The following is a 23503-nucleotide window of genomic DNA, read 5'->3' as shown; positions in this document are numbered from 1 at the left end:
CAGGGGCGTAAATATAAACTTCTCAGTCAGCGATGCAGGACCGGTTATTCAAACTCGTTCCACGAACGGCCGTCGCGGGTGATCATCGCTACCGACGCCACCGGGCCCCAGGTGCCGGCCTGATACGGTTTGGAGGCGTCGCCATCCGCATTCCACGCTTCAATAATCGAATCGACATAGGTCCACGCCGCTTCAACTTCATCGCGGCGCACAAACAGCGCCTGAATGCCACGCATGGTTTCCAGCAGCAGACGCTCGTAGGCATCCGCCAGATGCGACTGATTGAAGGTTTCGGAGTAGCTCAGATCCAGTTTGGTGGTCTGCAGCTTATGCTTGTGATCGAGACCCGGCACCTTGTTGAGGATCTCAATATCCACGCCTTCGTCCGGCTGCAGACGAATCGTCAGCTTGTTCTGCGGCAGCTCGGCGTAAGAGTCCTTAAACAGGTTCATCTCCGGATTTTTGAAGTACACCACCACTTCTGAGCACTTGGTCGGCAGACGCTTACCGGTGCGCAGGTAGAAAGGCACGCCCGCCCAGCGCCAGTTATCGATATCCACGCGGATGGCAACGAAGGTTTCGGTGCTGCTCTGCTTGTTAGCCCCCTCTTCTTCCAGGTAGCCCGGCACTTTTTTGCCCTGCACAAAACCGGCAGTGTACTGACCGCGTACGGTTTTCTCGCGCACGTTGGTCTGGTCGATGCGGCGCAGCGAGCGCAGCACTTTCACCTTCTCATCACGAATCGCGTCAGCGCTGAGATCGGACGGCGGCGACATGGCGATCATGGTCAGGATCTGCAGCAGGTGGTTCTGGATCATGTCACGCATCTGGCCGGCTTTGTCGAAGTAACCCCAGCGGCCTTCGATACCCACCTCTTCCGCCACGGTGATCTGCACGTGGTCGATGGTGCGGTTGTCCCAGTTATTGACGAAAATCGAGTTGGCAAAACGCAGCGCCAGCAGGTTGAGCACCGTCTCTTTACCGAGATAATGGTCGATACGGAACACCTGGCTTTCATCGAAGAATTTACCGACGCTGTCGTTAATCTCCTGCGAGGTCTCCAGTGAGGTGCCAAGCGGCTTCTCCATTACCACGCGCGCCGGTTTGGCGTTGAGTTTAGCGGCGCCCAGGCCTTCACAGATGGCGCCAAAGGTGCTCGGCGGCATGGCAAAGTAGTTGATGGTGACGCGGTTTTTCTGATCCAGCATCTTGCCCAGTTTCGAGAAGTGCGAGGTGTCGTTAACGTCGAGGTTGCAGAAGTCGAGACGGCCGCTGAGTTTGTCCCACAGCGCTTCGTCAATCTTCTCCTTCATGAAGGTTTCCAGCGCTTCACGCACCACTTTGGTGTAGGCCTCTTTGTCCCACTCCGCGCGACCCACGCCAATAATGCGCGTGGTATCGTGAATCTGACCGGCTTTCTCCAGCTGATACAGTGAAGGCAACAGTTTCCGGCGTGCAAGATCGCCTTTGGCACCGAAAATCACCAGATCGCATGCCTGGGCTGTTTGTGTTACCGCCATTTTCCTCTCCTCGTTGCAGGATATACCCGGCCTGAGCGTCCTCATCCTGCCGGGTCCTTATTGTAATTTTCTTACAGCACAATGTACTTTTTTCACCGCGCCAGGACAACCCGGCTGCGGTCGGTTACAGGTGATAATCCTGCACCGCCGGGGCGCATTTAACGTGTTGCGAAGTGCGCTAACGCGCCTTTTTCTGTTTCGATGTTTGTCGGGCGAAAACCCGGCAGCGATCAAAGTATGACAAAAAAAGCGCGGTTACATTTGTCCGCCGCTGCGTACGTCAGGCTATTACACGGTATATTCCGCATAATTGGCAGCGATTTCACGCACGGGTGAACGCAAAAAAGTGATTGATGGTCATCGGGTTAACAACATGCTGGATCAAATACAGGCGCAGCTGGCCGCGCTGAGCAAATCAGAACGCAAAGTGGCAGAACAGATTCTGGCCGCGCCGCAGCAGGCGATGCACTCGAGCATTGCCACGCTGGCACAGGCGGCCCAGGTCAGCGAACCGACGGTGAACCGCTTCTGTCACCGCATGGGCACGCGCGGCTTTCCCGATTTCAAGCTGCAGCTGGCACAGAGTCTGGCCAAAGGACCGAGCTGGGTCAGTCTCGATGTCGAAGAAAATGACAGCGTAGAACGCTACAGCCACAAGATTTTTGATTCCGCGCTGGCGGGACTCAGCCGCGTGCGTCAGCAACTGGATATGCAGGTGGTGGCTCAGGCGGTGCAGGCATTGTCACAGGCGCATAAAGTAGCCTTCTTTGGTCTTGGCGCCTCGGCGGTGGTGGCGCATGATGCCACCAATAAATTTCTGCGTTTTAATCTGCCGGTCATCTGGTCCGAGGATATTGTGATCCAGCGCATGAGTTGCATAAATAGTGGACCAAATGACGTGTTTGTTCTGATATCGCATACTGGCCGCACCAAAAATATGATAGAACTGGCTCGCCTGGCGCGTGTAAACGCTTCCACCGTGCTGGCTATCACCTCGCCCGGATCGCCGCTGGCAGATGAAGCCACGCTGGCGCTGACGCTGGATGTACCGGAAGATACCGACATCTATCTGCCGATGGTTTCCCGCCTGGCGCAGCTCACCGTGGTTGACGTGCTGGCAACCGGTTTTACCCTGGAGCGCGGTACCGCTTTCCGCGAGAATCTCAAACGGGTAAAAGAGGCGCTGAAAGCGTCGCGCCTCGAAAAGCCGGCACCGGAATCACGTGCACAGCAAAATAATTAACATCACATTCACAATGTGAGTCGAATCACAGCCCCTCGATCATATAGAATGAGTGACCATTGCGTGTCACTTGTGATCGACACGATACTTTGTCAACGGAGTCCTTCATGTCCAGACGTCTCAGAAGAACCAAGATCGTTACAACCCTCGGCCCCGCCACCGATCGCGACAACAACCTCGAAAAAATCATCGCGGCAGGCGCTAACGTTGTGCGACTCAATTTCTCCCACGGCACCCCGGAAGATCATCAACTGCGCGCCGATAAAGTGCGGCAGATTGCGGCCAAACTCGGTCGCCACGTCGCCATTCTTGGCGATCTGCAAGGCCCTAAAATTCGCGTATCAACCTTCAAAGAAGGCAAAGTTTTCCTCAATGTCGGTGACCGCTTCCTGCTGGATGCCAACCTGAGCAAAGGCGAAGGCGACAAAGAGAAAGTCGGTATCGACTATAAAGGCCTGCCGGAAGATGTGGTTCCGGGCGATATCCTGCTGCTGGACGACGGTCGTGTGCAGCTGAAGGTGCTGGAAGTTCAGGGGGTGAAAGTCTTCACCGAAGTGACTGTCGGCGGCCCGCTCTCCAACAATAAAGGCATCAACAAGCTCGGCGGCGGTTTGTCGGCTGAAGCGCTGACCGAAAAAGATAAGCTGGATATCATTACCGCGGCGAAAATTGGCGTCGACTATCTGGCGGTCTCCTTCCCGCGTAACGGCGAAGACATGAACTACGCGCGCCGTCTGGCACGCGATGCCGGCTGCGACGCCAAACTGGTGGCCAAAGTGGAGCGCGCCGAAGCGGTGGCAACGCAGGAAGCGATGGATGACATCATCCTCGCCTCTGACGTGGTGATGGTGGCGCGTGGCGATCTCGGCGTGGAAATTGGCGATCCGGAGCTGGTGGGCATTCAGAAAGCATTGATTCGTCGTGCGCGTCAGCTGAACCGCACCATCATTACTGCTACCCAGATGATGGAGTCGATGATCACCAATCCGATGCCGACCCGCGCGGAAGTGATGGATGTGGCAAACGCCGTGCTGGACGGCACCGATGCGGTGATGCTGTCGGCGGAAACGGCGGCCGGTCAGTATCCGGCGGAAACCGTGTCAGCGATGGCGAAGGTGTGTCTCGGCGCGGAAAAAATTCCAAGCGTGAACGTATCCAAACACCGCCTGGACGTGCAGTTCGACAACATCGAAGAAGCGATTGCCATGTCGGCGATGTACGCCGCTAACCATTTGCAGGGCGTGTCGGCCATCATTACCATGACCGAATCTGGCCGTACCGCACTGATGACGTCGCGCATCACTTCCGGTCTGCCGATCTTCGCAATGTCACGTCATGAACGTACCCTGAACCTGACCGCGCTGTACCGTGGCGTGACGCCGGTGTTCTTTGACAGCAACAACGATGGTGTCGCCGCCGCGCACGATGCAGTTAATCTGCTGCGCGACAAAGGGTTCCTCGTCTCCGGCGATCTGGTGATTGTCACCCAGGGCGACGTGATGGCGACCACCGGCACCACCAACACCAGCCGTGTCCTGCGCGTAGACTGAGTTTTACGCACCTCCTGACAGCGGCTGTAACAACATGGACAAACGCGACTGCCTGGCAGTCGCGTTTTATTTTTCACTGACAAGGAGGCCAGATGGCCCGCTATCAACCCATCAGTCAACTCACCGGGCGCGTGCTGCTGTTTCCGCTCGCGCTGGTGCTGTTTGAGTTCGCGACCTACATCGCCCATGACATGATTCAGCCCGGCATGCTGCTGGTCACCGCCGAGTTTAACGTCGGTCCGGAATGGGTATCCACCTCACTCACTGCCTATCTGATGGGCGGCGTGGTGCTGCAGTGGCTGCTCGGTCCGCTGTCGGATAAATATGGCCGGCGTCCGGTGTTGCTGTTCGGCATTCTGTTCTTTGCCGCCGCCTGTGTTCTCACCACCTGGGTGAGCAACATCGAGCAGTTCGTTACGCTGCGTTTTATCCAGGGCATCAGCCTGTGCTTCATTGGCGCAGTAAGCTATGCCGCAGTGCAGGAGGCGTTTGACGAGGCGTTAGCTGTGCGCATGATGGCGCTGATGGCTAACGTGGCGCTGCTGGCACCGCTGGCGGGTCCGCTGGCCGGTGCCGCCTGGCTCACGGTGGGCGAATGGCGCAGCATGTTCTGGCTGTTTGCGGTTTGCAGCCTGCTGGCGTTTGTGGTGCTGTGGCGCATCATGCCGGAAACCGCCGGCGATCGCAGCCACTCCATTGCATTACCAAACCTGGCGCGCGGCTACGGACGGCTGGCGCGCGATAAGCAGGTGATGTACGGCTCCTTCGCTATCGGCCTGGTGTTCATCCCGATTCTTACCTGGGTGGCGCTGTCGCCGGTGATTCTGATGCATAAAGAGGGCTTATCCCGCCTGCAGTATGCATTGCTGCAATTACCGGTGTTTCTGGCGATGATCGCCGGTAACCTGACGCTGGGTAAACTGGCGGGACGCGTGGCCATCGAGCAACCGGTAAAATTTGCCGCCTGGCCGATTCTGCTCGGCCTGAGCATCGCGCTGGTGGCGAACCTGCTCAACAGCCACAGTTACCTGCTGCTCACCGCCGGCCTTAGCCTGTATGCGTTTGGTGCCGGGATGGTCAACGCCGGGCTGTACCGGTTGACGCTCTATTCCAGCAGCGAAGGCAAAGGCAGCATCGCCGCTATGCTGGGGATGATCAGCATTCTGACGCTGGCGGCAGGGATTGAAGTGGCGAAAAGCGGTTATTTCAGCGGCGGTACGCCGTGGTTCAGCGCAATTAACTTCGTCGCCGGCGTGTTGTGGTTTGGCCTGGTGACGCTGTTCCTGCGCGAGCGTAAGCGGCGCAGTCGCCTGACAAGCGTCGAATGAGTGATGACGAACCGTGCCGGGCGGCACGGTTCAGCACGCGTTAGCTATTTACGCGGGTACAAATCCTTACGCGCGTAAGGCTCGATATCCCCTTCTTTACGCGTCTTCAGCAGTTTGAGAATCCATGTGTACTGCTCCGGATGCGGGCGCACGAAGATTTCCACCTCTTCGTTCATGCGCCGCGCCAGCGTGGTGTCATCGGCATCCAGCAAATCGTCCATCGGCGGGCGCACATAAATCTCCAGCTTGTGCGTCGCGCTGTTATACACCGGGAACAGCGGCACTACGCGCGCGCGGCACACTTTCATCAGACGCCCGACCGCCGGCAATGTCGCTTTATAGGTAGCAAAGAAATCGACAAACTCGCTGTGCTCAGCACCGTGGTCCTGGTCCGGCAGATAGTAGCCGTAATAGCCCTGACGCACCGAGGCGATAAACGGTTTGATGCCGTCGTTGCGCGCGTGCATGCGGCCGCCGAAACGGCGACGGACGGTGTTCCAGATATAATCCATCAGCGGATCGCTTTGATTGTGGAACATCGCCGCCATCATCTGGCCTTCCGAGGCCAGTAGCATCGCCGGAATATCCACGCCCCAGCCGTGCGGCACGAGGAAAATCACGTTCTCATGATTCTCCTGCAGCGCCGTAATGATCTCGCGGCCGTGCCACTCAACGCGCTGGCGCACGCGTTCAGGATTACGCATCCCCAGCTCGGCCATCATCACCATCGCCTGCGGCGCGGTGGCAAACATACGATCAGCAATCTCTTCGCGCTGCGCTTCGCTGAGCTCCGGCAGGCAATAATAGAGATTGATCAGCGCACGGCGGCGCGCACTTTTCGCCAGCTTGCCGGCAAACTTACCCAGCCCGCCCAGCACCGGATCGCGCACCCTGGCCGGCAGCATCGCCATACCGGCCAGCGCACCAATCGCCAGCCAGCTGCCCCAGTATTTCGGCTTTAAAAAAGAACGTTGAAAAACGGGAATAAACTCACTGTTATTTTTTTTTCGGGTTTCCATGCACTCGCCTCTGACAATGACGGCTCAATAATAGTGACGGCAGGTAATTTTGCAATCTTCACAGGCCAGATAGCAAAAAACCGACGAAGAATCCGTCGGTTTTTGCGCGTTTGCCCGGAAATTAACGTTATTTCAGCGTCAGCTGTGGCAGATAACTCTTCACCTGCGCCAGATAAGTGCTGCGATCTTTACCAGTCAGCCCTTCCATGCGCGGCAGCTTCGCCGTCAGCGGGTTGACCGCCTGGTTGTTGATCCACACTTCATAATGCAGATGCGGTCCGGTGGAGCGACCGGTGTTACCGGAAAGCGCGATGCGATCGCCGCGTTTCACTTTCTGTCCCGGTTTCACCAGCGCTTTGCTCAGATGCATGTAGCGGGTCATGTACTGGCGACCGTGACGGATCGCGACGTAGTTACCGGCGGCTCCGCCGTTTTTCGCGATCACCACTTCGCCATCGCCGACGGCCAGTACAGGCGTACCAATCGGCAGCGCAAAATCGACGCCTTTGTGCGGCGCAATGCGCCCGGTTACCGGATTGAGACGGCGCGGATTGAAGTTTGACGAGACGCGGTACTGTTTCACCGTCGGGAAGCGCATGAAGCCCCGCGCAAGACCGGAGCCGTTGCGGTCGTAGAACTTGCCGTCTTCCGCGCGGAACGCGTAGTAATCTTTACCGCCGGTGCGCAGGCGCACGCCGAGCAGCTGACTCTGCGCACTTTTACCGTCCAGCATCTCGCGCGACATCAGTACGCTAAAGTCATCGCCGGCGCGCAGTTTGCGGAAATCCATCTGCCACTGCATGGCTTTAATCACGCTGCTGGTTTCGGCGCTGGTCAGGCCGGCGCGCTGGGCGCTGGCGGCGAAACTGCCGCGCACTTCGCCTTTCAGGACGCTGTTCTGCCATTCACCTTTCTGCATCTCCTGCTGCATCTTAAAGCTACCGTTCGGCTGACGCGCATAGGTGCGGGTTTCACGCCGATCGATCTCCCAGGTGAAATCCTGCAGCGCGCCATCGGCATCCAGCGTCCAGCTTAGTTGCTGCCCCACGCGCAGATTACGCAAACTCTTGTCGCTGCTGACCAGCGCGTTGATGTCACCGAGATCGATACCGTACTGATTAAGCGCGCTGCTCAGCGTATCGCCCGAGGAAACGGTGTAGTCATGCTGATCGGGATTGACCGGTACGTCTTTGTCGATGTCATCCGACGGGATCTCGTCTTCCGGTTCCGCCGTGGTTTGATCGATCGGTTCACTGGCTTCCGGCAGCAGCGTGCGCAGTTCGTTTTTGTCCAGCGTGATGTCTTTCACGATGGGCGCAACATCGCGGGGATGATAGACGTAAGGCCGCCAGACAGCGACGGCCAGTGTAACAACGGTGAGTGACCCCAGCATAACGCGGTGGGGGCGCGGCAAATTATTAAATGCGAGGGCGACAGAGCGGGCTATCTGCTGCACTTTTACCTATTCCTCTATGCTCCATTCAGGCAGCTCGCATACTGGCTTGACAGCTGTGAGAGGAATTTCACGTAGCTGTCTTTGGTTAAGCTGATTCCCATGCCTAACGGGTCGAGGGTGCCTTTACGCACGCTGGTTCCGCGAGACACGGCATCGATGACCGCCGGCCTGAATTGTGGTTCAGCAAAAACGCAGACTGCTTTCTGCTCAACCAACTGTGTTCGTATTTGATGTAAACGCTGGGCGCCCGGCTGGATCTCAGGATTGACGGTAAAATGACCTAATGGTGATAAACCGTAATGTTTCTCAAAGTAGCTGTAAGCGTCGTGAAAAACGAAATAACCCTTGTTCCGTACCGGCGCGAGTTGTGCGCCAATCCGTTTGTCTGTGTCCGCCAATTGTGCCTCAAACTGCTGCAGGTTGGCGTCAAGTTTGGCTTTGCTTTGCGGCATAAGTTCCAATAATTTTCCGTGGATTGCAACAGCAGATTGTTTCGCAATCTCCGGCGACATCCACAGGTGCATATTAAACTCGCCGTGGTGATGATGAGTATGAGACGGGTCCTGGTTCTCAGAATTGTCTGAGTCATGGTCGTGATCGTGACCGTGCTCATGTTCGTCCTCATCTTCACCACCGCTAATCAATAGCGGTTTTACGCCAGGCAAGGCGGCAATTTCAAGGTTTTTACTGGCTGGTAACTCTCCGGCGGACTTCGTCAGAAAGGCTTCCATCTCCGGACCGGTCCATACTACTAAGTCAGCGTTTTTAATACGTTTTACATCGGATGGCCGTAAGGCATAATCGTGCTCTGAGGCACCGTCCGGCAGCAATACTTCAACCGGCGTAATGCCATCGGCAATGGCGGCTGCGATAAATCCGAGAGGCTTGATTGAAGCCACCACCGCAGACTGCGCGGAAAACGTGGTGGCGAGGCTTAACGTCGCCGCAGAAAGGGTAAAAGCCAGGCGCTTTTTATTGTGTAACATAATGCGTCATTCCATCGTGACCAGGTGATGGAATGTGATATTATAACATTCGAAATTCAATGCAACCCGTAAATATCATGTCGTCACTTGTTACACTCGAAAACATTTCGGTGAAGTTTGGCCAGCGTGCGGTGCTGGCAGGCATCAGCCTGTCGCTGCAGCCGGGCAAAATTCTCACCCTGCTGGGTCCCAACGGAGCCGGCAAGTCCACGCTGGTGCGCACGGTACTCGGCCTGCTCACGCCAGACAGCGGCAGCGTCCGCCGCGCGCCGGGGCTGCGTATTGGCTATGTGCCGCAAAAGCTGCACATCGATCCGACGCTGCCGATCAGCGTTGAGCGCTTTATGCGTCTGACGCGCGGCAGTCGCCGTGATGATATTTTGCCGGCGCTGAAGCGGGTGCAGGCCGGCCATCTGCTGCAGTCACCGCTGCAAAAACTGTCTGGTGGTGAAACGCAGCGCGTGCTGCTGGCGCGCGCCCTGCTCAACCAGCCGCAGCTGCTGGTGCTGGACGAACCGACGCAGGGCGTGGATGTTAACGGCCAGGTGGCGCTCTACGATTTGATCGATCAACTGCGACGCGAGCTCAACTGCGGCGTGCTGATGGTGTCGCACGACCTGCATCTGGTGATGGCAAAGACCGACGAAGTGCTGTGCCTCAACCATCACATCTGCTGTTCCGGCACGCCGGAAGCCGTCTCGCAGCATCCGGAATTTATCGCCATGTTTGGCCCGCGCGGCGCACAGCAGCTGGCGATCTACCGCCATCACCATAATCACCGTCACGATTTACAGGGACGCATTGTTCTGCGCAAAGGAAACGGCCCGTCATGATTGAACTGTTATTACCCGGCTGGCTGGGCGGCGTATTGCTGGCCCTGGCGGCCGGTCCGCTCGGCTCTTTTGTCGTCTGGCGCCGCATGTCCTATTTCGGTGATACCCTCGCCCACGCCTCTCTGCTCGGCGTGGCGTTTGGTCTGCTGCTCAACGTGAACCCCTATTATGCGGTGATTCTGGTGACAGTGTGCCTGGCGCTCGGGCTGGTGTGGCTGGAGCGACGCCCGCATCTGGCGATCGATACGCTGTTAGGGATTATGGCGCACAGCGCGCTGTCGCTGGGTCTGGTGGTGGTCAGTCTGATGCAGGGCGTGCGCGTTGATTTGATGGCCTATCTGTTTGGCGATTTGCTGGCGATCACCCCGGATGATTTGTCGCTGATGGCGGGCGGCGTGGCAATCGTGCTGGTGGTGATGGCGTGGCAATGGCGTTCGCTGCTGTCGATGACCATCAGTCCGGAGCTGGCGCAGGTGGACGGCGTAAACATTCAGCGTACCCGCCTGATGCTGATGCTGGTAACCGCGCTGACCATTGGTGTGGCGATGAAATTTGTTGGCGCGCTGATCATTACTTCACTGCTGATCATTCCGGCCGCCACGGCGCGACGCTTCTCGCGTTCGCCAGAACAGATGGCCGGCTTTGCGGTGCTCATCGGCATCATTGCCGTCACCGGTGGCCTGACTTTCTCTGCCAGCTACGACACCCCGGCCGGTCCGTCGGTGGTGCTGTGTGCTGCGGTACTGTTCATTATCAGCATGGCAAAAAAACCGGCGGCGTGACGCCGGTTACTCTTCGCGGCTGATGCCGAAATGCTTATAGGCGTGCTGCGTGGCCATCCGGCCGCGCGGCGTGCGCTGAATAAAGCCCTGCTGGATCAGGAAGGGTTCGATAACGTCCTCAATGGTTTCACGCTCCTCACCAATCGCCGCCGCCAGATTATCCAGCCCCACCGGACCGCCCATGAACTTGTCGATAATCGCCAGCAGTAGCTTGCGGTCCATATAGTCGAAGCCCTGATTGTCCACATTGAGCATATCCAGTGCGCTGGCGGCGACTTCGCCACTCATGTTGCCACTGGCGCGCACTTCGGCGAAGTCACGTACACGGCGCAGCAGGCGGTTGGCGATACGCGGCGTACCGCGCGCACGGCGCGCCACTTCCAGCGCGCCCTCTTCGCTCAGCGTTAGCCCCAGGCAGGCGGCGCTGCGTCCGACGATGTGCTGCAGATCCGGCACATTGTAGAATTCCAGGCGCTGCACGATCCCAAAGCGATCGCGCAGCGGTGAGGTGAGCGAGCCCGCACGGGTAGTAGCGCCAATCAGGGTAAACGGCGGCAAATCCAGTTTGATCGAGCGCGCCGCGGGTCCGTCACCGATCATGATATCCAGCTGATAATCTTCCATCGCCGGATACAGCACCTCTTCAACTACCGGCGACAGGCGATGAATTTCATCGATAAACAGGACGTCGTGCGGTTCAAGGTTGGTGAGCATCGCCGCCAGGTCACCGGCCTTTTCCAGCACCGGACCGGACGTGGTGCGCAGATTGACGCCCATCTCATTAGCCACGATGTTGGCCAGCGTGGTTTTGCCCAGCCCGGGCGGACCAAAGATCAGCAGGTGGTCCAGCGCATCGCCGCGCAGTTTGGCGGCCTGGATGAAAATCTCCATCTGCTCGCGCACCTGCGGCTGCCCGACATATTCCGTCAGCAGTTTGGGGCGAATAGCGCGGTCGAGGCTCTCTTCCTCAGTGAAAGAACTGCCCGAGACCAGGCGGTCGGCTTCAATCATGCATTACCTCAAATAGCAGCGCGCAGGGCTTCGCGAATCAGGGTTTCACAATCCGCATCTGGTTTGCCAACCTTGCTGACCATACGGCTGGCTTCCTGCGGTTTATAACCCAGCGCTACCAGCGCCGCAACTGCTTCAGCCTCGGCGTCATTGTTATCCTGCTGTGCCGACGGTGTGGTCAGGGTAAACGCCGAGTCGCCGCCAAACAGGTCGCCGTGCATGCCTTTGAAGCGATCTTTCATCTCAACCACCAGACGCTCAGCGGTTTTCTTGCCCACGCCCGGCAGCTTCACCAGCGAGGCGATCTCTTCGCGCTCCACCGCCGTGACAAACTGCTGCGCCGACATGCCGGATAGAATCGCCAGCGCCAGTTTGGGCCCGACGCCGTTGACTTTGATCAGCTCACGGAACAGCGCCCGCTCCTGCTTACTGTTAAACCCGAACAGCAGCTGCGCATCTTCCCGCACCACAAACTGGGTGAAGATAATCGCTTCCTGGTTGATGTCCGGCAGCTCGTAAAAGCAGGTCATTGGCAGGTGCACTTCGTAACCCACACCGTGCGCCTCAATCAGCACCAGCGGTGGCTGTTTTTCCAGAATAATGCCTCGTAAACGACCAATCACCTGAGCAATTCCTTAGTGTATGTGTAAGCGTCTGAATCATCGACCTCCTGCCACACCGCGCTCAACCGCGCGCCTGCTGGAGGTAAAATGTCGGCTATGTATATCATAAAAAAGGCTGGATGCATATCCAGCCTATTGAATGGCCACGCTTTTGCTAACCGGATCGCAAACGTCCGCGCGTCAGCACCAGTTTGCTGTCGCTCATGCGCGCCGCATTCTGGCTGACGTGGCAATGGGTGATGGCGATGGCCAGCGCATCGGCGGCATCCGCCTGCGGATTGGCCGGCAGTTTGAGCAGCGTGCGCACCATGTGCTGCACCTGGCTTTTTTCCGCGCTGCCGATGCCGGTTACCGTCTGCTTCACCTGACGGGCCGCATACTCAAACACCGGCAGATCAAGGTTGACTGCTGCGACAATCGCCGCGCCACGCGCCTGCCCCAGCTTGAGCGCCGAATCCGCGTTCTTCGCCATAAACACCTGCTCAATGGCGAAGTAATCCGGCGCGAACTGGGTGATGATTTCGCTGACGCCAGCGTAAATCAGTTTGAGGCGGGAAGGCAGATCGGTGACGTTAGTGCGGATACAGCCGCTGCCCAGATAGCTGAGCTGGCGGCCGGTCTGGCGGATGACACCGTAGCCGGTGACGCGCGAGCCGGGGTCAATCCCGAGTATTATCGCCATAGCGCGTCTCCGTATTGCAGGGGGGGGCGTAACGCCATTACAGCGTTTCCGCTACCTCATCAGAAATTTCACCGTTATGGTAAACTTCCTGCACATCATCACAATCTTCCAGCATGTCGATCAGACGCAGCAGTTTAGGTGCCGTCTCGGCATCCAGTTCCGCTTTAGTTGATGGAATCATCGACACTTCAGCACTGTCGGCTTTCAGACCAGTGGCTTCCAGTGCATCGCGCACGCTGCCCAGCTCTTCCCACGCGGTAAAGACGTCAATCGCGCCATCGTCATAGCTCACGACGTCTTCTGCACCGGCTTCCAGCGCCGCTTCCATCACAGCATCTTCGTCCTGGCCTGGCGCGAAGGAGATCACGCCTTTCTTGCTGAACAGGTAAGAGACCGAACCGTCGGTGCCGAGGTTACCGCCGGTTTTGCTGAAGGCGTGACGCACTTCGCCCACGGTACGGTTACGGTTATCACTCAAACACTCCACCATGACCGCAGAGCCGCCCGGACCGTAACCTTCATAGATGATGGTTTCCATGTTGCTGTCATCTTCACCGCCGACGCCGCGCGCAATAGCACGGTTCATGGTGTCACGCGTCATGTTGTTGGACAGTGCTTTGTCCATCGCTGCGCGCAAACGCGGGTTGGAGCCGGCATCGCCACCGCCCAGCTTGGCCGCTGTCACCAGCTCGCGAATGATTTTGGTGAAGATTTTACCGCGCTTGGCGTCCTGAGCCGCTTTGCGGTGCTTTGTATTCGCCCATTTACTATGTCCAGCCATCTTACATATTCTCCGATCTTTAACAGGGTGCAGGCTATCTTGCTGGCAATCTTGTTCCCCGGCAGTGCGCGCAATCCTCACGTACTCATGTACGCTCCGGTTGCTGTGCGCTGGCGGTGAACAACCTTGCTGCGCCGATGACGCCTGACTGTTCTATTTTAGCGGTGCAAATCTTTCGACTTACACCGTATGTCTGTAATTTAACGATAAAACCACCGGAAAAACGCGCGGTGGCGGGCATTCAGATAAATTCGTCGATTGCCTGACGATTACTCCACGAGCGGGTTAGTGCGGCGGCGGCGGCCGGTGTCAGCCACTGGGCGGCGAGGTGCTCGCTCAGCAGTGGCTGGCGTTCGGCGGGCAACGCCAGCCGGAACCAGTGTTCCCGGTTATGCGTGATGCCCGGCGCATAGCGATGGCGGTAGTGCGGAAAGATCTCAAACTCAATCTGTTTGTGGCAATCTTCCAGCACCAGCCCCTCTGCGGCGATATCAATCGCCAGCTCTTCAGCCACTTCGCGCTGCGCCGTTTGCGCCGGCGTTTCGCCCGGCTCCAGGCTGCCGGTAACCGACTGCCAGAAGCTGGGGTCATCACGCCGCTGCAGCATTAACACCCGGCCGGTATCTTGCGCAAAAATCACCACCAGCACCGATACCGGGTGTTTATAGCCCATTATTTCGTCTCTGGAGTGACTTTCTTCGGCGCGATCTGGATACCGAGGTCCGCCAGCGCCGCCGGGTTGGCTTCGCTTGGCGCTTCGGTCATCAGACAGGCCGCCGCGGTGGTTTTCGGGAACGCAATCACATCGCGGATATTGTCGGTGCCGGTCAGCAGCATGGTAAGACGGTCAAGACCGAATGCCAGACCTGCATGCGGCGGGGTACCGAACTTCAGCGCATCCAGCAGGAAGCCAAACTTCTCACGCTGCTCTTCTTCGCTGATGCCCAGAATGCTAAACACCGTCTGCTGCATATTGCCGCTGTGGATACGCACTGAACCGCCGCCCACTTCATAACCGTTGATCACCATATCGTAGGCGTTAGCCACCGCCTGCGTCGGATCGGCCGCCAGCTGTTCCGCCGTCAGCGCTTTTGGCGAGGTGAACGGATGGTGCATCGCCGCCAGGCCGCCCTCGTCGTCCTCTTCGAACATCGGGAAGTCGACCACCCACAGTGGAGCCCAGGCTTTATCATTGGTGATTTGCAGATCACGGCCCACTTTCAGGCGCAGTGCACCCAGCGCATCCGCCACCACTTTGGCACGGTCGGCGCCGAAGAAGATCAGGTCGCCGTCCTGCGCGTCGGTACGCTGCAGAATAGCTTCAACGATCTCCGGCGTCAGGAATTTGGCCACCGGGCTCTGCACGCCGTCGAAACCGCTGGCGCGCGCATTGATCTTCATCCACGCCAGACCTTTGGCACCGTAAATGCCAACAAAGCTGCCGTATTCGTCGATTTGCTTACGCGTCAGCGCGGCACCGCCCGGCACGCGCAGCGCCGCGACGCGCCCTTTCGGGTCGTTTGCCGGGCCGGCGAACACCTGGAATTCAACGCTTTTCAGCAGGTCAGCAACGTCCACCAGCTCCATCGGGTTACGCAGGTCTGGCTTATCGGAGCCGTAACGGTTCATCGCTTCGGCGAAGGTCATCTGCGGGAAGTCACCGAGGTCGACGCCTTTGATGTCCAGCCACAGCTCACGGATCATCTGCTCCATCACGCTGCGCACCTGCTCAGCGCTCATGAACGAGGTTTCCACGTCGATCTGGGTGAACTCCGGCTGACGGTCTGCGCGCAGGTCTTCATCACGAAAGCATTTGACGATCTGATAGTAGCGGTCAAAACCAGACATCATCAGCAGCTGTTTGAACAGCTGCGGTGACTGCGGCAGCGCGTAGAATTTACCTTTGTGCACCCGGCTCGGCACCAGGTAGTCACGCGCGCCTTCCGGCGTGGCTTTGGTCAGCATCGGGGTTTCGATGTCGAGGAAACCTTCACCGTCCATAAAGCGGCGCACGAAGCTGGTAATTCTGGCACGGGTTTTCAGACGCTGCGCCATTTCCGGACGACGCAGGTCGAGGTAGCGATAGGTCAGACGCGCTTCTTCGCTGTTGGTCTGGTTAGAGTCCAGCGGCAGCGGTTCTGCGCGGTTGATGATGTTCAGCTCATGGGCGAACACTTCGATGTCACCGGTGGCCATGTCGCTGTTGCGGTTTTTCTCTTCACGCGCACGCACGGTACCGGTGATCTGGATACAGAATTCATTACGCAGTTCAGACGCCAGCTGGAAAGCCTGCTGATGATCGGCATCGAAAAACACCTGCGCGATGCCTTCGCGGTCACGCATATCGATAAAAATCAGGCTGCCGAGATCGCGACGGCGATTGACCCAGCCGCAGAGAGTAACTTGCTGACCCACATGAGACAGATTGAGCTGTCCGCAATATTCTGTACGCATAACGTATCCTTTTAACTTCGCCGCTGCTGCCAGACAGCATCAGGCCGCGTAACCTTCTGAGATGCTGCCGCAAAAAAGGCAGCTATTATAATGGAAAATGGCAGGCAGGATAAGCAGATCCCGCGCAAAGCGGACAAATCGTCAGCTTTTGCCGCGCGATCGGTTCCTGCCCGTGGCAAAACCACGTAACGTACGGCGCATTTTCCGCGCCACAGCAGGCAGGAGCAGTTTTGACACTTCGTATTGGATTACCACAATGGCAGCACGCCAACTGGAAAGTATTGGGTATCGAAACCCTGGCGGATTACGCCCGGCTGTTCGGCTGCGTTGAAGGCAACACCACGCTTTACGCGCTGCCTAAACCCGAAGTGGTGCAGCGATGGTATGACATGACTGACGACGCCTTTCGCTTCTGCTTTAAATTTCCTGACACCATCAGCCACAAAGCGGCGCTGAAGAACTGCGATGAGCTGGTGAATGAATTTCTGCGCCTGCTGGATCCGCTCAGCCAGCGCATCGGTCAGTACTGGCTGCAGCTACCCGCCGCCTTTTCACCGGCGCAGCTGACAGATTTATGGGCGTTTCTCGATCGCCTGCCGCGCAGCTTTCACTATGGCGTTGAAGTGCGCCATGCGGCCTTTTTTGCCAAAGGCGAGGCCGAGCGCGCGCTGAATCGCGGCCTGCATCAGCGCGGGGTTAATCGGGTGATTCTCGACAGCCGTCCGGTGCACGCCTCTGCCTCGCTCAGCCCGGCCGCCGTGCATGCGCGCGCGCAAAAGCCGCGCGTGCCGACGCACGCGGTGCGCACTGCCGGTCAGCCGATGGTGCGCTTTATCGGCAGCGACAGCGTGGAGGAGAGCCTGCCGCTGTTTGATGTCTGGCAGCAAAAACTGGCGGACTGGCAGCACGACAGCGACCCGCTGCTGTTCATCCACACGCCGGATATGGGCGCGGTGTTTCCGCTGCTGCAGGCGCTGTGGCCGCAGCTGCAACAGCTGGAGCCGACGCTGCGCCCGCTCCCCGCCTGGCCACAGCAATCCAGCCTGTTCTAAACGCAGGGAAACGGGTGCAGCCTGCGGCAGTTTCTGCCAGAATAGCGCCCTTTCCGTTTTCTCTCCGGATAATTCATTATGTCTGACCGCGATACGCTATTCTCCGCGCCCATCGATAAACTGGGCGACTGGACCTTTGACGAGCGCGTGGCTGAAGTCTTTCCCGATATGATTCAGCGCTCGGTGCCGGGTTACTCCAACATCATTTCGATGATTGGCATGCTGGCAGAACGCTTTGTGCAGCCCAACAGCCAGGTTTACGATCTCGGCTGCTCGCTGGGCGCGGCCACGCTGGCGGTGCGCCGCAATATTCAGGCACCGGGTTGCCAGATTATTGCCGTCGATAATTCGCCGGCGATGGTGGAACGCTGCCGCCGTCACATCGACGCCTTCCGCGCCGCTACGCCGGTGCAGGTGCTGGAAGCGGATATCCGCGATATCCACATCGAAAACGCCTCACTGGTAGTGCTCAACTTTACCCTGCAGTTCCTTGAGCCGGACGCGCGCCTGACGCTACTGCAGAAAATCGCCGCCGGCCTCAATCCGGGCGGTGCGCTGGTGCTGTCGGAAAAGTTCAGCTTTGAGGATGCCGACGTCGGCGAACTGCTGTTCAACATGCACCACGACTTTAAGCGCGCCAACGGCTACAGCGAGCTGGAGATCAGCCAGAAGCGCAGCATGCTGGAGAACGTGATGCTGACGGACAGCGTGGAAACGCATAAGGCCCGCCTGAAAAGCGCCGGCTTTGCCCATGCCGAATTGTGGTTCCAGTGCTTTAACTTTGGCTCACTGGTGGCGTTGAAATGATTGATTTTGGCCGTTTTTATCAGCAAATCGCCACCGGCCCGCTCGCCAGCTGGCTGGAAGTGTTGCCGGCGCAGGTCGCCGCCTGGCAGCGTGAAAACCTGCACGGACATTTTCGCAACTGGGAGAAGTCGGTCGACAATCTGCCGCTGCTGGTGCCGCAGCAGCTCGATCTGCTGCACAGCGTCAGCGCGCAGCATGACGCGTTAACCGATCGCCAGCGCGCCGGCATCGAAAAGCTGCTGCGTAACCTGATGCCGTGGCGCAAAGGGCCGTTTTCGCTCTACGGCTGCGACATCGACACAGAATGGCGCTCCGACTGGAAGTGGGACCGCGTGCTGCCGCATATCTCTTCGCTGGCCGGTCGAACCGTACTGGATGTGGGCTGCGGCAGCGGTTATCACATGTGGCGTATGATTGGTGCCGGCGCGCAGCTGGTGGTCGGTATCGATCCGATGCAGCTGTTCCTGTGCCAGTTCGAAGCGGTGCGTAAGCTGCTGGGTGACGATCGCCGTGCACATCTGCTGCCGCTGGGCATTGAGCAGCTACCGGCGCTGCAGGCGTTCGATACCGTGTTCTCCATGGGCGTGCTCTATCACCGGCGTTCGCCGCTCGACCATCTGCTGCAGCTGAAAAATCAGCTGGTCAGCGACGGCGAACTGGTACTGGAAACGCTGGTGATTGAAGGCGATGAAAACGCGGTGCTGGTTCCGGGTGAACGCTATGCGCAGATGCGCAACGTTTACTTTATTCCGTCTGCAGCGGCGCTGAAAAACTGGCTGGAGAAGTGTGGTTTTGTCGATGTGCGCATCGCCGATTACGCCATCACCTCGGTGGAAGAGCAGCGTCGCACCGACTGGATGACCAGCGAATCGCTGGCGGAGTTCCTCGATTCGCACGACAGCAGCAAAACGATTGAAAGCTATCCCGCCCCGCTGCGTGCCGTGCTGGTGGCGCGCAAACCGTAACGCTTAACGCCGCGACAGCGCCAGCTTCGCGGCGAAACCAATAAACACGCAGCCGGTCAGGCGATCCATCACTTTTAACACTGCCGGACGGCGCAGATGACCAGCAAAGTACTGGCTGCCGCTAATCAATACCGCGTTCCACACTAAGCCAATCACCATGTGGGTGAGCGCCATCAGCGTGCACCACAGCGCCACCGAGCCGCCGGCCGGGATAAACTGTGGCAGGAAAGTGACGTAAAAAACTCCGACTTTGGGATTGAGCAGGTTACCGGTCAGGCCACGCGCGAAGCAGGTCAGATAGCGCTCTTCCCGCTTTTGCCCCTCCTGCCCGCTGGCCACCGTGCTGCGCGGGTTAAGCAGCAGTCTGACGCCGAGATACAGCAGGTACACGGCACCGATGCCTTTCAGCAGGTTATAAGCCATTTCCGAAGCCAGCAGCAGCGCGCCTAAGCCCAGCCCGACCGCCACGCCCCACACCAGACAGCCGAGCGTAACGCCCAATGCTGTCGCTGAGGCACGCTGCCAACCCTGCGCAGCCGCTGAACGCAGCACCAGCGCGGTATCGAAGCCGGGCGTCAGCGTAAGCAGGGTAATGGCGAAAAGGAATGAAATAATCAGTGTCATGATGGGCTCCCGGGTTGTGCACAGAACAGCATACGCGACGGCGCATCAATTGTCCGTCGCCGGACGATCCCAGTACTGATATTTGTAGGCCGAACTCAGATGCCGCTCAATGGTGCCTTTGGCAAACACTTCGGTCTCATGCAAATAGCTCAGCGTGCAATTGCCCACCTCGTCCCACAGCTGGCACTCATCCACCGATCGCAAAGTGCTGACCGGCGTGGTCGAGGTGCCGTGCAGCCGCAGTTCACGCCACTGATTATCGTAGCTATAGGTCTCTTTGCTGCGCGCGCTGGTGGATGCCACCACCAGCCCCTGCGGATTCCAGCGCCAGGTATTCTCGCCGTTAGTCAGTTCATCGCTGCCGCGCGCAATACTTTTTTCCAGCCGGAAGTGTTTATCGTAGCGGTAAGTGGTATCGGTAAAGCCCTCTTTCCCCATGCTGGTAAATTTGTCTGAGGCGCTGATGATGTTGCCGTGTTGCCCCATCTGCCAGCTGATGGTGCCCTGCCGGTTATCCACCACTTCCTCTTTACCCGCACGGGTCACTTTAACCAGATAAGCATAGTCAGCCACCCAGCCGCGCTGCACGCGCGCGATATGCTGCTCCATGCTCAGCACCACGTTACCTTCGCTTTTGTCATAGGTGATGTCAGCCACCATCAGATCGCCGCACTGGTCAAACTGCCCGAGCACGCGCTTCTGCGAGTTGACGTCTTTACCAAACTCCCCGGCCACCACCTGGCGCACCGCGCCTTTGGCGTCGCCGCCCAGCATAATCCAGTTGTTGCTGCTGGTGATATTTTTGCTCAGCGGCGGGCAGGTGCTGCTGGCGGCCAGCGCCGCGCCGGCAACGGGGAACAGCAGAATCACAACAGCATAAGGGAGGGATTTCATCAGCGTTATCCGCGCGTTAAGCCATAGAGTAATCAAAGCATCTTTTTCACCAATGCGCTATTCATGGCGAAGCGGCAGACAAAAAGAACCCCAGCAAGGAACTGGGGTTTGGTACTTGCAAACATCACGTCAGGTTTTCGGCGTGCTGCGCGGCAAAATTGGTACGGGTCAGGCGACCCGGTCAACGCTCATCTGCATCATGCTCTTCATGGCTTCGACGACATCGCCATCGACACAGGAGCGGCTGAATTCATCGGTTTCCGCTTCAGAACACATCGAGACACCGGCTTTACGGTAGCGCATCGGTGACGCGACGGCACGGCTGGCGGAGCTGTGGACTTCCTGCAATCCGCTGTCGAGGAACTTTTGCAGATTGCTGAGGCGCACGCCTGCCCCTGCCATAATGATTGGACCGGTGCTGTATTCATTTAGTTCCCGTAATAATGCAATTCCGGTTTCAGCGCTCTGCTGCTGACCGGAAGTCAGAATGCGGGCGATCCCTAAATCAGTCAGCACCTCCAGCGAACGCTTCGGGCTGTGGCACAAATCAAAGGCGCGATGGAAAGTCACCGCCATGCCGTCGCACAGCGCCATAATCTGCTGCATGCGTACCGTGTCGACGTGCGCATCTTCGTCCAGCATGCCAATCACCAGGCCAGGAAAACCCAGCTCGCGGATGCGCGCCACGTCCGATTTCATCACCTCAAATTCGCGTGCGGTGTAACAAAAATCGCCGCCGCGCGGCCGCACGATCGGGTGGACCGGAATGGTCAGTTCACGTTGTGCGGCTTCCAGCATACCCGCCGAAGGTGTCAGTCCGCCTTCACGCGGAGCACTGCACAGCTCCACGCGATCGGCACCGGACGCCTGCGCAGTCATTGCGCAGTCGATGCCATAGCAACAAATTTCCAGTTTCGTCATACCTTGCTCCTTTTCATGACTGCTGGCTCGGGAGGAGTGCATCAGTTAGTCTGCTCATTCAGACAGTTTACGTGGAAAGCGCACTATGGCATTCGATTTTGATCAAGGGATAGACCGTCGTCACAGCGATAGTTTGAAATGGCACAAATATGGTGATCGCGATGTGCTGCCTTTGTGGGTTGCCGACACCGATTTTCGCTCGCCGCCGTGCATCATTGAGGCCATTAAACAGCGTGCCGACCACGGTGTTTTCGGCTACGGCGCGACGCCGCACGGTTTGATTGATATCACTATTTCCCGCTTAGCCCAGCGCTATGGCTGGCAGATTGAGCCGGAATGGATTGTGTTGCTGCCGGGCGTGGTGAGCGGACTGAATTTATCGGTCCGGGCATTTACCGAGTCGTCGCAAAGCACCGTGGCACCGACGCCGATTTATCCGCCGTTTCGCGCGGCGGCGCGGCTGGCGCAGCGCGCTCAGGTCAATCTGCCATTGCAGTTGCAGCAGGAACGCTGGGTGATGCAGCTGGATGACAGCCAGATGCAGGGCAACGAGCGCCTGCTCATGCTGTGCAATCCGCAGAATCCGGGCGGCACCGTCTACCGCCGTGATGAACTGGAGGCGCAGCTGGCCTTTGCCCAACGCCACGATTTGCTGGTGTGCTCCGATGAAATCCATTGTGACCTGCTGTTGACGCCTGGCGTACAGCACATTCCGTTTGCCTCGCTGAGCGAAGACGCCGCCCAGCGCAGCATTACCCTGATTTCGCCGTCTAAAACCTTCAACATCGCCGGGCTGGGTGCGTCCATGGCCATTATCCCTCATCCCGAACTGCGGAAACGCTTTAAGCAGGTGCGTGAAGGCATCGTACCGGGCGTGGATATTCTGGCGCTGGTAGCGGCGGAAGCCGCATGGCGCGGCGGTGATGCATGGCTGGCGGACCAGCTGGCTTACCTGCGCGCCAATCGCGACTGGCTGGTGCAGCAGGTGAATGCGCTGCCGGAACTCAGCATGGTTGCGCCAGAGGCCAGCTACCTCGGCTGGATTGACGCCAGCCAGCTGGATGTCGCCAGCCCGGCGCTGTATTTCGAAAAACACGGTCTCGGTTTCTCGCCGGGCCGTGATTTCGGCGACGATCGCTTCGTGCGCTTCAACTTTGGCTGCACGCACGCCACCCTGCAGCAGGCGGTATCGCGCCTGCTGCAGGCGGTGGCAGCACGGCGCTAAGCCTGTTCGCTGGCAACGATCTCCTCCAGCCGCCACGGATGAAACTTGATGGTAGTTTGCCCGTCCGTCACCGCTAAGGTCGGATTGGGCAGACGTTCATTTTCGCCCTGCGGCGTGCTGGTTTTAAACGCGATGCCCGGCTGCGTCAGCGCCTCGTCTGCCAGCAACGCCATCGCACGCATGCCCAGCGTTTCCGGCTCGCCGCGCAACACAATTTCCACATGCTCCCAGCCTTCATGGCGATACAGCTTCTCACCGGGCCACGGCAGCTCGATCACATCCACCTGCCAGCCCGCGATGCGCAGCGGCTGATGCAGCTTAAACAGGCAGATCGGCCGTCCATTAATCATCGCTTCGGAAAACTGCTCGCCGATTTGCAGTAACCCGGCTTTCCAGCGTTCTGCCGTGGCGAACTGGTGACAGCGCACCGCCACGTGGTCCGCCTCATGCTGCGTGAGGTCAAGGCCGAGGCGTGCCGCAAAGTGTTGCAAAGCCTGTTCAAATCGGGACAGGTCTTGTTTTAAGTCACTCAGTTCTGAAGGAAAATCCAGATTCATACGTTAAATACCTCAAACTCAGTTCAGATCTTTTAATCAATAAAAAAACAGGGCTGCCGCAGCTTTCGCTTGACAAAATGCTCGGATTCATCCGATTTCACGCCAGAAACCTTCAAAAACCGCATAAATCGCCCCTCTCTTTCGGATTAATCGCGTAATCAGGTCCACACGTTACTTTATAAAAGTGCCT

23 protein-coding genes are annotated in these 23503 nt (G+C 58.2%); 9 read left to right on the top strand and 14 right to left on the bottom strand.

What is annotated here, in order from left to right; all coding sequences use genetic code 11:
• Nucleotides 1-44: 44 nt before the first annotated feature.
• Entirely contained in the window at nucleotides 45-1520 is a 1476-nt protein-coding gene (zwf, locus tag AC6I8F_RS08605) for a glucose-6-phosphate dehydrogenase (RefSeq protein WP_021509979.1), read from the bottom strand.
• Between the two features lie 373 nt (nucleotides 1521-1893).
• Here zwf and AC6I8F_RS08600 point away from each other — a divergent pair, with 373 nt between their 5' ends.
• The 3 genes from AC6I8F_RS08600 to AC6I8F_RS08590 all read left to right on the top strand — a co-directional run bounded on the left by AC6I8F_RS08600 (nucleotide 1894) and on the right by AC6I8F_RS08590 (nucleotide 5641).
• Nucleotides 1894-2763: a MurR/RpiR family transcriptional regulator gene (locus AC6I8F_RS08600; protein WP_264239871.1), complete on the top strand. Its 870-nt coding sequence runs from the start codon at nucleotides 1894-1896 to the stop codon at nucleotides 2761-2763.
• Nucleotides 2764-2870: 107 nt separating this feature from the next.
• Nucleotides 2871-4313 carry a pyruvate kinase gene (pyk, locus tag AC6I8F_RS08595; protein ID WP_021509977.1) on the top strand — a complete coding sequence of 481 codons (1443 nt, stop codon included), beginning with the start codon at nucleotides 2871-2873 and terminating at the stop codon, nucleotides 4311-4313.
• 92 nt (nucleotides 4314-4405) lie between these two features.
• Entirely contained in the window at nucleotides 4406-5641 is a 1236-nt protein-coding gene (locus AC6I8F_RS08590; protein WP_498028734.1) for an MFS transporter, read from the top strand.
• 44 nt (nucleotides 5642-5685) lie between these two features.
• On the opposite strand, the gene lpxM is transcribed toward AC6I8F_RS08590, so the two are convergent.
• The 3 genes from lpxM to znuA all read right to left on the bottom strand — a co-directional run bounded on the left by lpxM (nucleotide 5686) and on the right by znuA (nucleotide 9102).
• Nucleotides 5686-6660, bottom strand: a complete 975-nt coding sequence (lpxM, locus tag AC6I8F_RS08585) for a lauroyl-Kdo(2)-lipid IV(A) myristoyltransferase (RefSeq protein WP_058757512.1) — start codon at nucleotides 6658-6660, stop codon at nucleotides 5686-5688.
• A gap of 127 nt (nucleotides 6661-6787) precedes the next feature.
• Nucleotides 6788-8116 (bottom strand): murein DD-endopeptidase MepM, encoded by a 1329-nt coding sequence (gene mepM / locus AC6I8F_RS08580; RefSeq protein ID WP_031280193.1) that lies wholly within the window; start codon nucleotides 8114-8116, stop codon nucleotides 6788-6790.
• A 14-nt stretch (nucleotides 8117-8130) separates the two neighbouring features.
• Nucleotides 8131-9102 carry a zinc ABC transporter substrate-binding protein ZnuA gene (gene znuA, locus AC6I8F_RS08575; RefSeq protein WP_058757511.1) on the bottom strand — a complete coding sequence of 324 codons (972 nt, stop codon included), beginning with the start codon at nucleotides 9100-9102 and terminating at the stop codon, nucleotides 8131-8133.
• Between the two features lie 77 nt (nucleotides 9103-9179).
• On the opposite strand from znuA, the gene znuC reads away from it, so the two are divergent.
• Nucleotides 9180-9935, top strand: coding sequence for a zinc ABC transporter ATP-binding protein ZnuC (gene znuC / locus AC6I8F_RS08570; RefSeq protein ID WP_058774752.1), 756 nt, complete (start codon nucleotides 9180-9182; stop codon nucleotides 9933-9935).
• The gene (gene znuB, locus AC6I8F_RS08565; RefSeq protein WP_021509971.1) at nucleotides 9932-10717 is read left to right on the top strand and encodes a zinc ABC transporter permease subunit ZnuB; all 786 of its coding nucleotides are present in this window, start codon (nucleotides 9932-9934) and stop codon (nucleotides 10715-10717) included. The genes znuC and znuB overlap by 4 nt, the downstream gene beginning before the upstream one ends.
• Before the next feature lie 6 nt (nucleotides 10718-10723).
• On the opposite strand, the gene ruvB is transcribed toward znuB, so the two are convergent.
• The 6 genes from ruvB to aspS all read right to left on the bottom strand — a co-directional run bounded on the left by ruvB (nucleotide 10724) and on the right by aspS (nucleotide 16268).
• On the bottom strand, nucleotides 10724-11728 hold the full coding sequence (ruvB, locus tag AC6I8F_RS08560; RefSeq protein ID WP_021509970.1) for a Holliday junction branch migration DNA helicase RuvB: 1005 nt from the start codon (nucleotides 11726-11728) through the stop codon (nucleotides 10724-10726).
• A gap of 8 nt (nucleotides 11729-11736) precedes the next feature.
• Nucleotides 11737-12351 carry a Holliday junction branch migration protein RuvA gene (gene ruvA, locus AC6I8F_RS08555; RefSeq protein WP_021509969.1) on the bottom strand — a complete coding sequence of 205 codons (615 nt, stop codon included), beginning with the start codon at nucleotides 12349-12351 and terminating at the stop codon, nucleotides 11737-11739.
• A gap of 154 nt (nucleotides 12352-12505) precedes the next feature.
• Nucleotides 12506-13033 (bottom strand): crossover junction endodeoxyribonuclease RuvC, encoded by a 528-nt coding sequence (gene ruvC, locus AC6I8F_RS08550; RefSeq protein WP_021509968.1) that lies wholly within the window; start codon nucleotides 13031-13033, stop codon nucleotides 12506-12508.
• A gap of 37 nt (nucleotides 13034-13070) precedes the next feature.
• On the bottom strand, nucleotides 13071-13814 hold the full coding sequence (locus tag AC6I8F_RS08545) for a YebC/PmpR family DNA-binding transcriptional regulator (protein ID WP_021509967.1): 744 nt from the start codon (nucleotides 13812-13814) through the stop codon (nucleotides 13071-13073).
• A gap of 241 nt (nucleotides 13815-14055) precedes the next feature.
• Complete coding sequence (gene nudB / locus AC6I8F_RS08540; RefSeq protein WP_058771222.1) at nucleotides 14056-14487, bottom strand: dihydroneopterin triphosphate diphosphatase; 432 nt, start codon at nucleotides 14485-14487, stop codon at nucleotides 14056-14058.
• Nucleotides 14487-16268 carry an aspartate--tRNA ligase gene (gene aspS / locus AC6I8F_RS08535; protein ID WP_058757509.1) on the bottom strand — a complete coding sequence of 594 codons (1782 nt, stop codon included), beginning with the start codon at nucleotides 16266-16268 and terminating at the stop codon, nucleotides 14487-14489. Before aspS ends, nudB begins: the two co-directional genes overlap by 1 nt.
• Nucleotides 16269-16498: 230 nt before the next feature.
• Here aspS and AC6I8F_RS08530 point away from each other — a divergent pair, with 230 nt between their 5' ends.
• From AC6I8F_RS08530 to cmoB, 3 genes are all read left to right on the top strand, one after another.
• Nucleotides 16499-17320 carry a DUF72 domain-containing protein gene (locus tag AC6I8F_RS08530; protein WP_058757508.1) on the top strand — a complete coding sequence of 274 codons (822 nt, stop codon included), beginning with the start codon at nucleotides 16499-16501 and terminating at the stop codon, nucleotides 17318-17320.
• A gap of 78 nt (nucleotides 17321-17398) precedes the next feature.
• A complete protein-coding gene (gene cmoA / locus AC6I8F_RS08525) occupies nucleotides 17399-18127 on the top strand; it encodes a carboxy-S-adenosyl-L-methionine synthase CmoA (RefSeq protein ID WP_058757507.1) in 729 nt (242 codons plus the stop codon).
• The gene (gene cmoB / locus AC6I8F_RS08520; RefSeq protein ID WP_498028733.1) at nucleotides 18124-19092 is read left to right on the top strand and encodes a tRNA 5-methoxyuridine(34)/uridine 5-oxyacetic acid(34) synthase CmoB; all 969 of its coding nucleotides are present in this window, start codon (nucleotides 18124-18126) and stop codon (nucleotides 19090-19092) included. Before cmoA ends, cmoB begins: the two co-directional genes overlap by 4 nt.
• A 3-nt stretch (nucleotides 19093-19095) precedes the next feature.
• On the opposite strand, the gene AC6I8F_RS08515 is transcribed toward cmoB, so the two are convergent.
• From AC6I8F_RS08515 to cutC, 3 genes are all read right to left on the bottom strand, one after another.
• Nucleotides 19096-19716 carry a LysE family translocator gene (locus AC6I8F_RS08515; RefSeq protein ID WP_058757506.1) on the bottom strand — a complete coding sequence of 207 codons (621 nt, stop codon included), beginning with the start codon at nucleotides 19714-19716 and terminating at the stop codon, nucleotides 19096-19098.
• 45 nt (nucleotides 19717-19761) lie between these two features.
• Nucleotides 19762-20610, bottom strand: a complete 849-nt coding sequence (locus AC6I8F_RS08510; protein ID WP_088517807.1) for a hypothetical protein — start codon at nucleotides 20608-20610, stop codon at nucleotides 19762-19764.
• Between the two features lie 168 nt (nucleotides 20611-20778).
• Nucleotides 20779-21531, bottom strand: a complete 753-nt coding sequence (cutC, locus tag AC6I8F_RS08505) for a copper homeostasis protein CutC (RefSeq protein WP_021509959.1) — start codon at nucleotides 21529-21531, stop codon at nucleotides 20779-20781.
• An 85-nt stretch (nucleotides 21532-21616) separates the two neighbouring features.
• Between cutC and AC6I8F_RS08500 the strand changes: the two genes are divergently transcribed.
• Complete coding sequence (locus AC6I8F_RS08500) at nucleotides 21617-22756, top strand: MalY/PatB family protein (protein WP_278708211.1); 1140 nt, start codon at nucleotides 21617-21619, stop codon at nucleotides 22754-22756.
• Here the strand turns inward: AC6I8F_RS08500 and AC6I8F_RS08495 are convergent.
• Nucleotides 22753-23313 (bottom strand): VOC family protein, encoded by a 561-nt coding sequence (locus tag AC6I8F_RS08495; protein WP_058757503.1) that lies wholly within the window; start codon nucleotides 23311-23313, stop codon nucleotides 22753-22755. The two genes, AC6I8F_RS08500 and AC6I8F_RS08495, sit on opposite strands and share 4 nt — an antisense overlap.
• Nucleotides 23314-23503 lie beyond the last annotated feature (190 nt).

The organism is gamma proteobacterium symbiont of Axiagastus rosmarus (assembly GCF_059730925.1).
This window is presented reverse-complemented; position numbering and strand designations above follow the sequence as displayed.

Excerpts from the sequence above, each read along its gene's own strand:
- zwf (WP_021509979.1), bottom strand. The coding sequence starts at position 1,520 with ATGGCGGTAACACAAACAGCCCAGGCATGCGATCTGGTGATTTTCGGT.
- AC6I8F_RS08600 (WP_264239871.1), top strand. The coding sequence starts at position 1,894 with ATGCTGGATCAAATACAGGCGCAGCTGGCCGCGCTGAGCAAATCAGAA.
- pyk (WP_021509977.1), top strand. The coding sequence starts at position 2,871 with ATGTCCAGACGTCTCAGAAGAACCAAGATCGTTACAACCCTCGGCCCC.
- AC6I8F_RS08590 (WP_498028734.1), top strand. The coding sequence starts at position 4,406 with ATGGCCCGCTATCAACCCATCAGTCAACTCACCGGGCGCGTGCTGCTG.
- lpxM (WP_058757512.1), bottom strand. The coding sequence starts at position 6,660 with ATGGAAACCCGAAAAAAAAATAACAGTGAGTTTATTCCCGTTTTTCAA.
- znuA (WP_058757511.1), bottom strand. The coding sequence starts at position 9,102 with ATGTTACACAATAAAAAGCGCCTGGCTTTTACCCTTTCTGCGGCGACG.
- znuC (WP_058774752.1), top strand. The coding sequence starts at position 9,180 with ATGTCGTCACTTGTTACACTCGAAAACATTTCGGTGAAGTTTGGCCAG.
- znuB (WP_021509971.1), top strand. The coding sequence starts at position 9,932 with ATGATTGAACTGTTATTACCCGGCTGGCTGGGCGGCGTATTGCTGGCC.
- ruvB (WP_021509970.1), bottom strand. The coding sequence starts at position 11,728 with ATGATTGAAGCCGACCGCCTGGTCTCGGGCAGTTCTTTCACTGAGGAA.
- ruvC (WP_021509968.1), bottom strand. The coding sequence starts at position 13,033 with ATGGCGATAATACTCGGGATTGACCCCGGCTCGCGCGTCACCGGCTAC.
- AC6I8F_RS08545 (WP_021509967.1), bottom strand. The coding sequence starts at position 13,814 with ATGGCTGGACATAGTAAATGGGCGAATACAAAGCACCGCAAAGCGGCT.
- nudB (WP_058771222.1), bottom strand. The coding sequence starts at position 14,487 with ATGGGCTATAAACACCCGGTATCGGTGCTGGTGGTGATTTTTGCGCAA.
- aspS (WP_058757509.1), bottom strand. The coding sequence starts at position 16,268 with ATGCGTACAGAATATTGCGGACAGCTCAATCTGTCTCATGTGGGTCAG.
- cmoA (WP_058757507.1), top strand. The coding sequence starts at position 17,399 with ATGTCTGACCGCGATACGCTATTCTCCGCGCCCATCGATAAACTGGGC.
- cmoB (WP_498028733.1), top strand. The coding sequence starts at position 18,124 with ATGATTGATTTTGGCCGTTTTTATCAGCAAATCGCCACCGGCCCGCTC.
- AC6I8F_RS08515 (WP_058757506.1), bottom strand. The coding sequence starts at position 19,716 with ATGACACTGATTATTTCATTCCTTTTCGCCATTACCCTGCTTACGCTG.
- AC6I8F_RS08510 (WP_088517807.1), bottom strand. The coding sequence starts at position 20,610 with ATGAAATCCCTCCCTTATGCTGTTGTGATTCTGCTGTTCCCCGTTGCC.
- cutC (WP_021509959.1), bottom strand. The coding sequence starts at position 21,531 with ATGACGAAACTGGAAATTTGTTGCTATGGCATCGACTGCGCAATGACT.
- AC6I8F_RS08500 (WP_278708211.1), top strand. The coding sequence starts at position 21,617 with ATGGCATTCGATTTTGATCAAGGGATAGACCGTCGTCACAGCGATAGT.
- AC6I8F_RS08495 (WP_058757503.1), bottom strand. The coding sequence starts at position 23,313 with ATGAATCTGGATTTTCCTTCAGAACTGAGTGACTTAAAACAAGACCTG.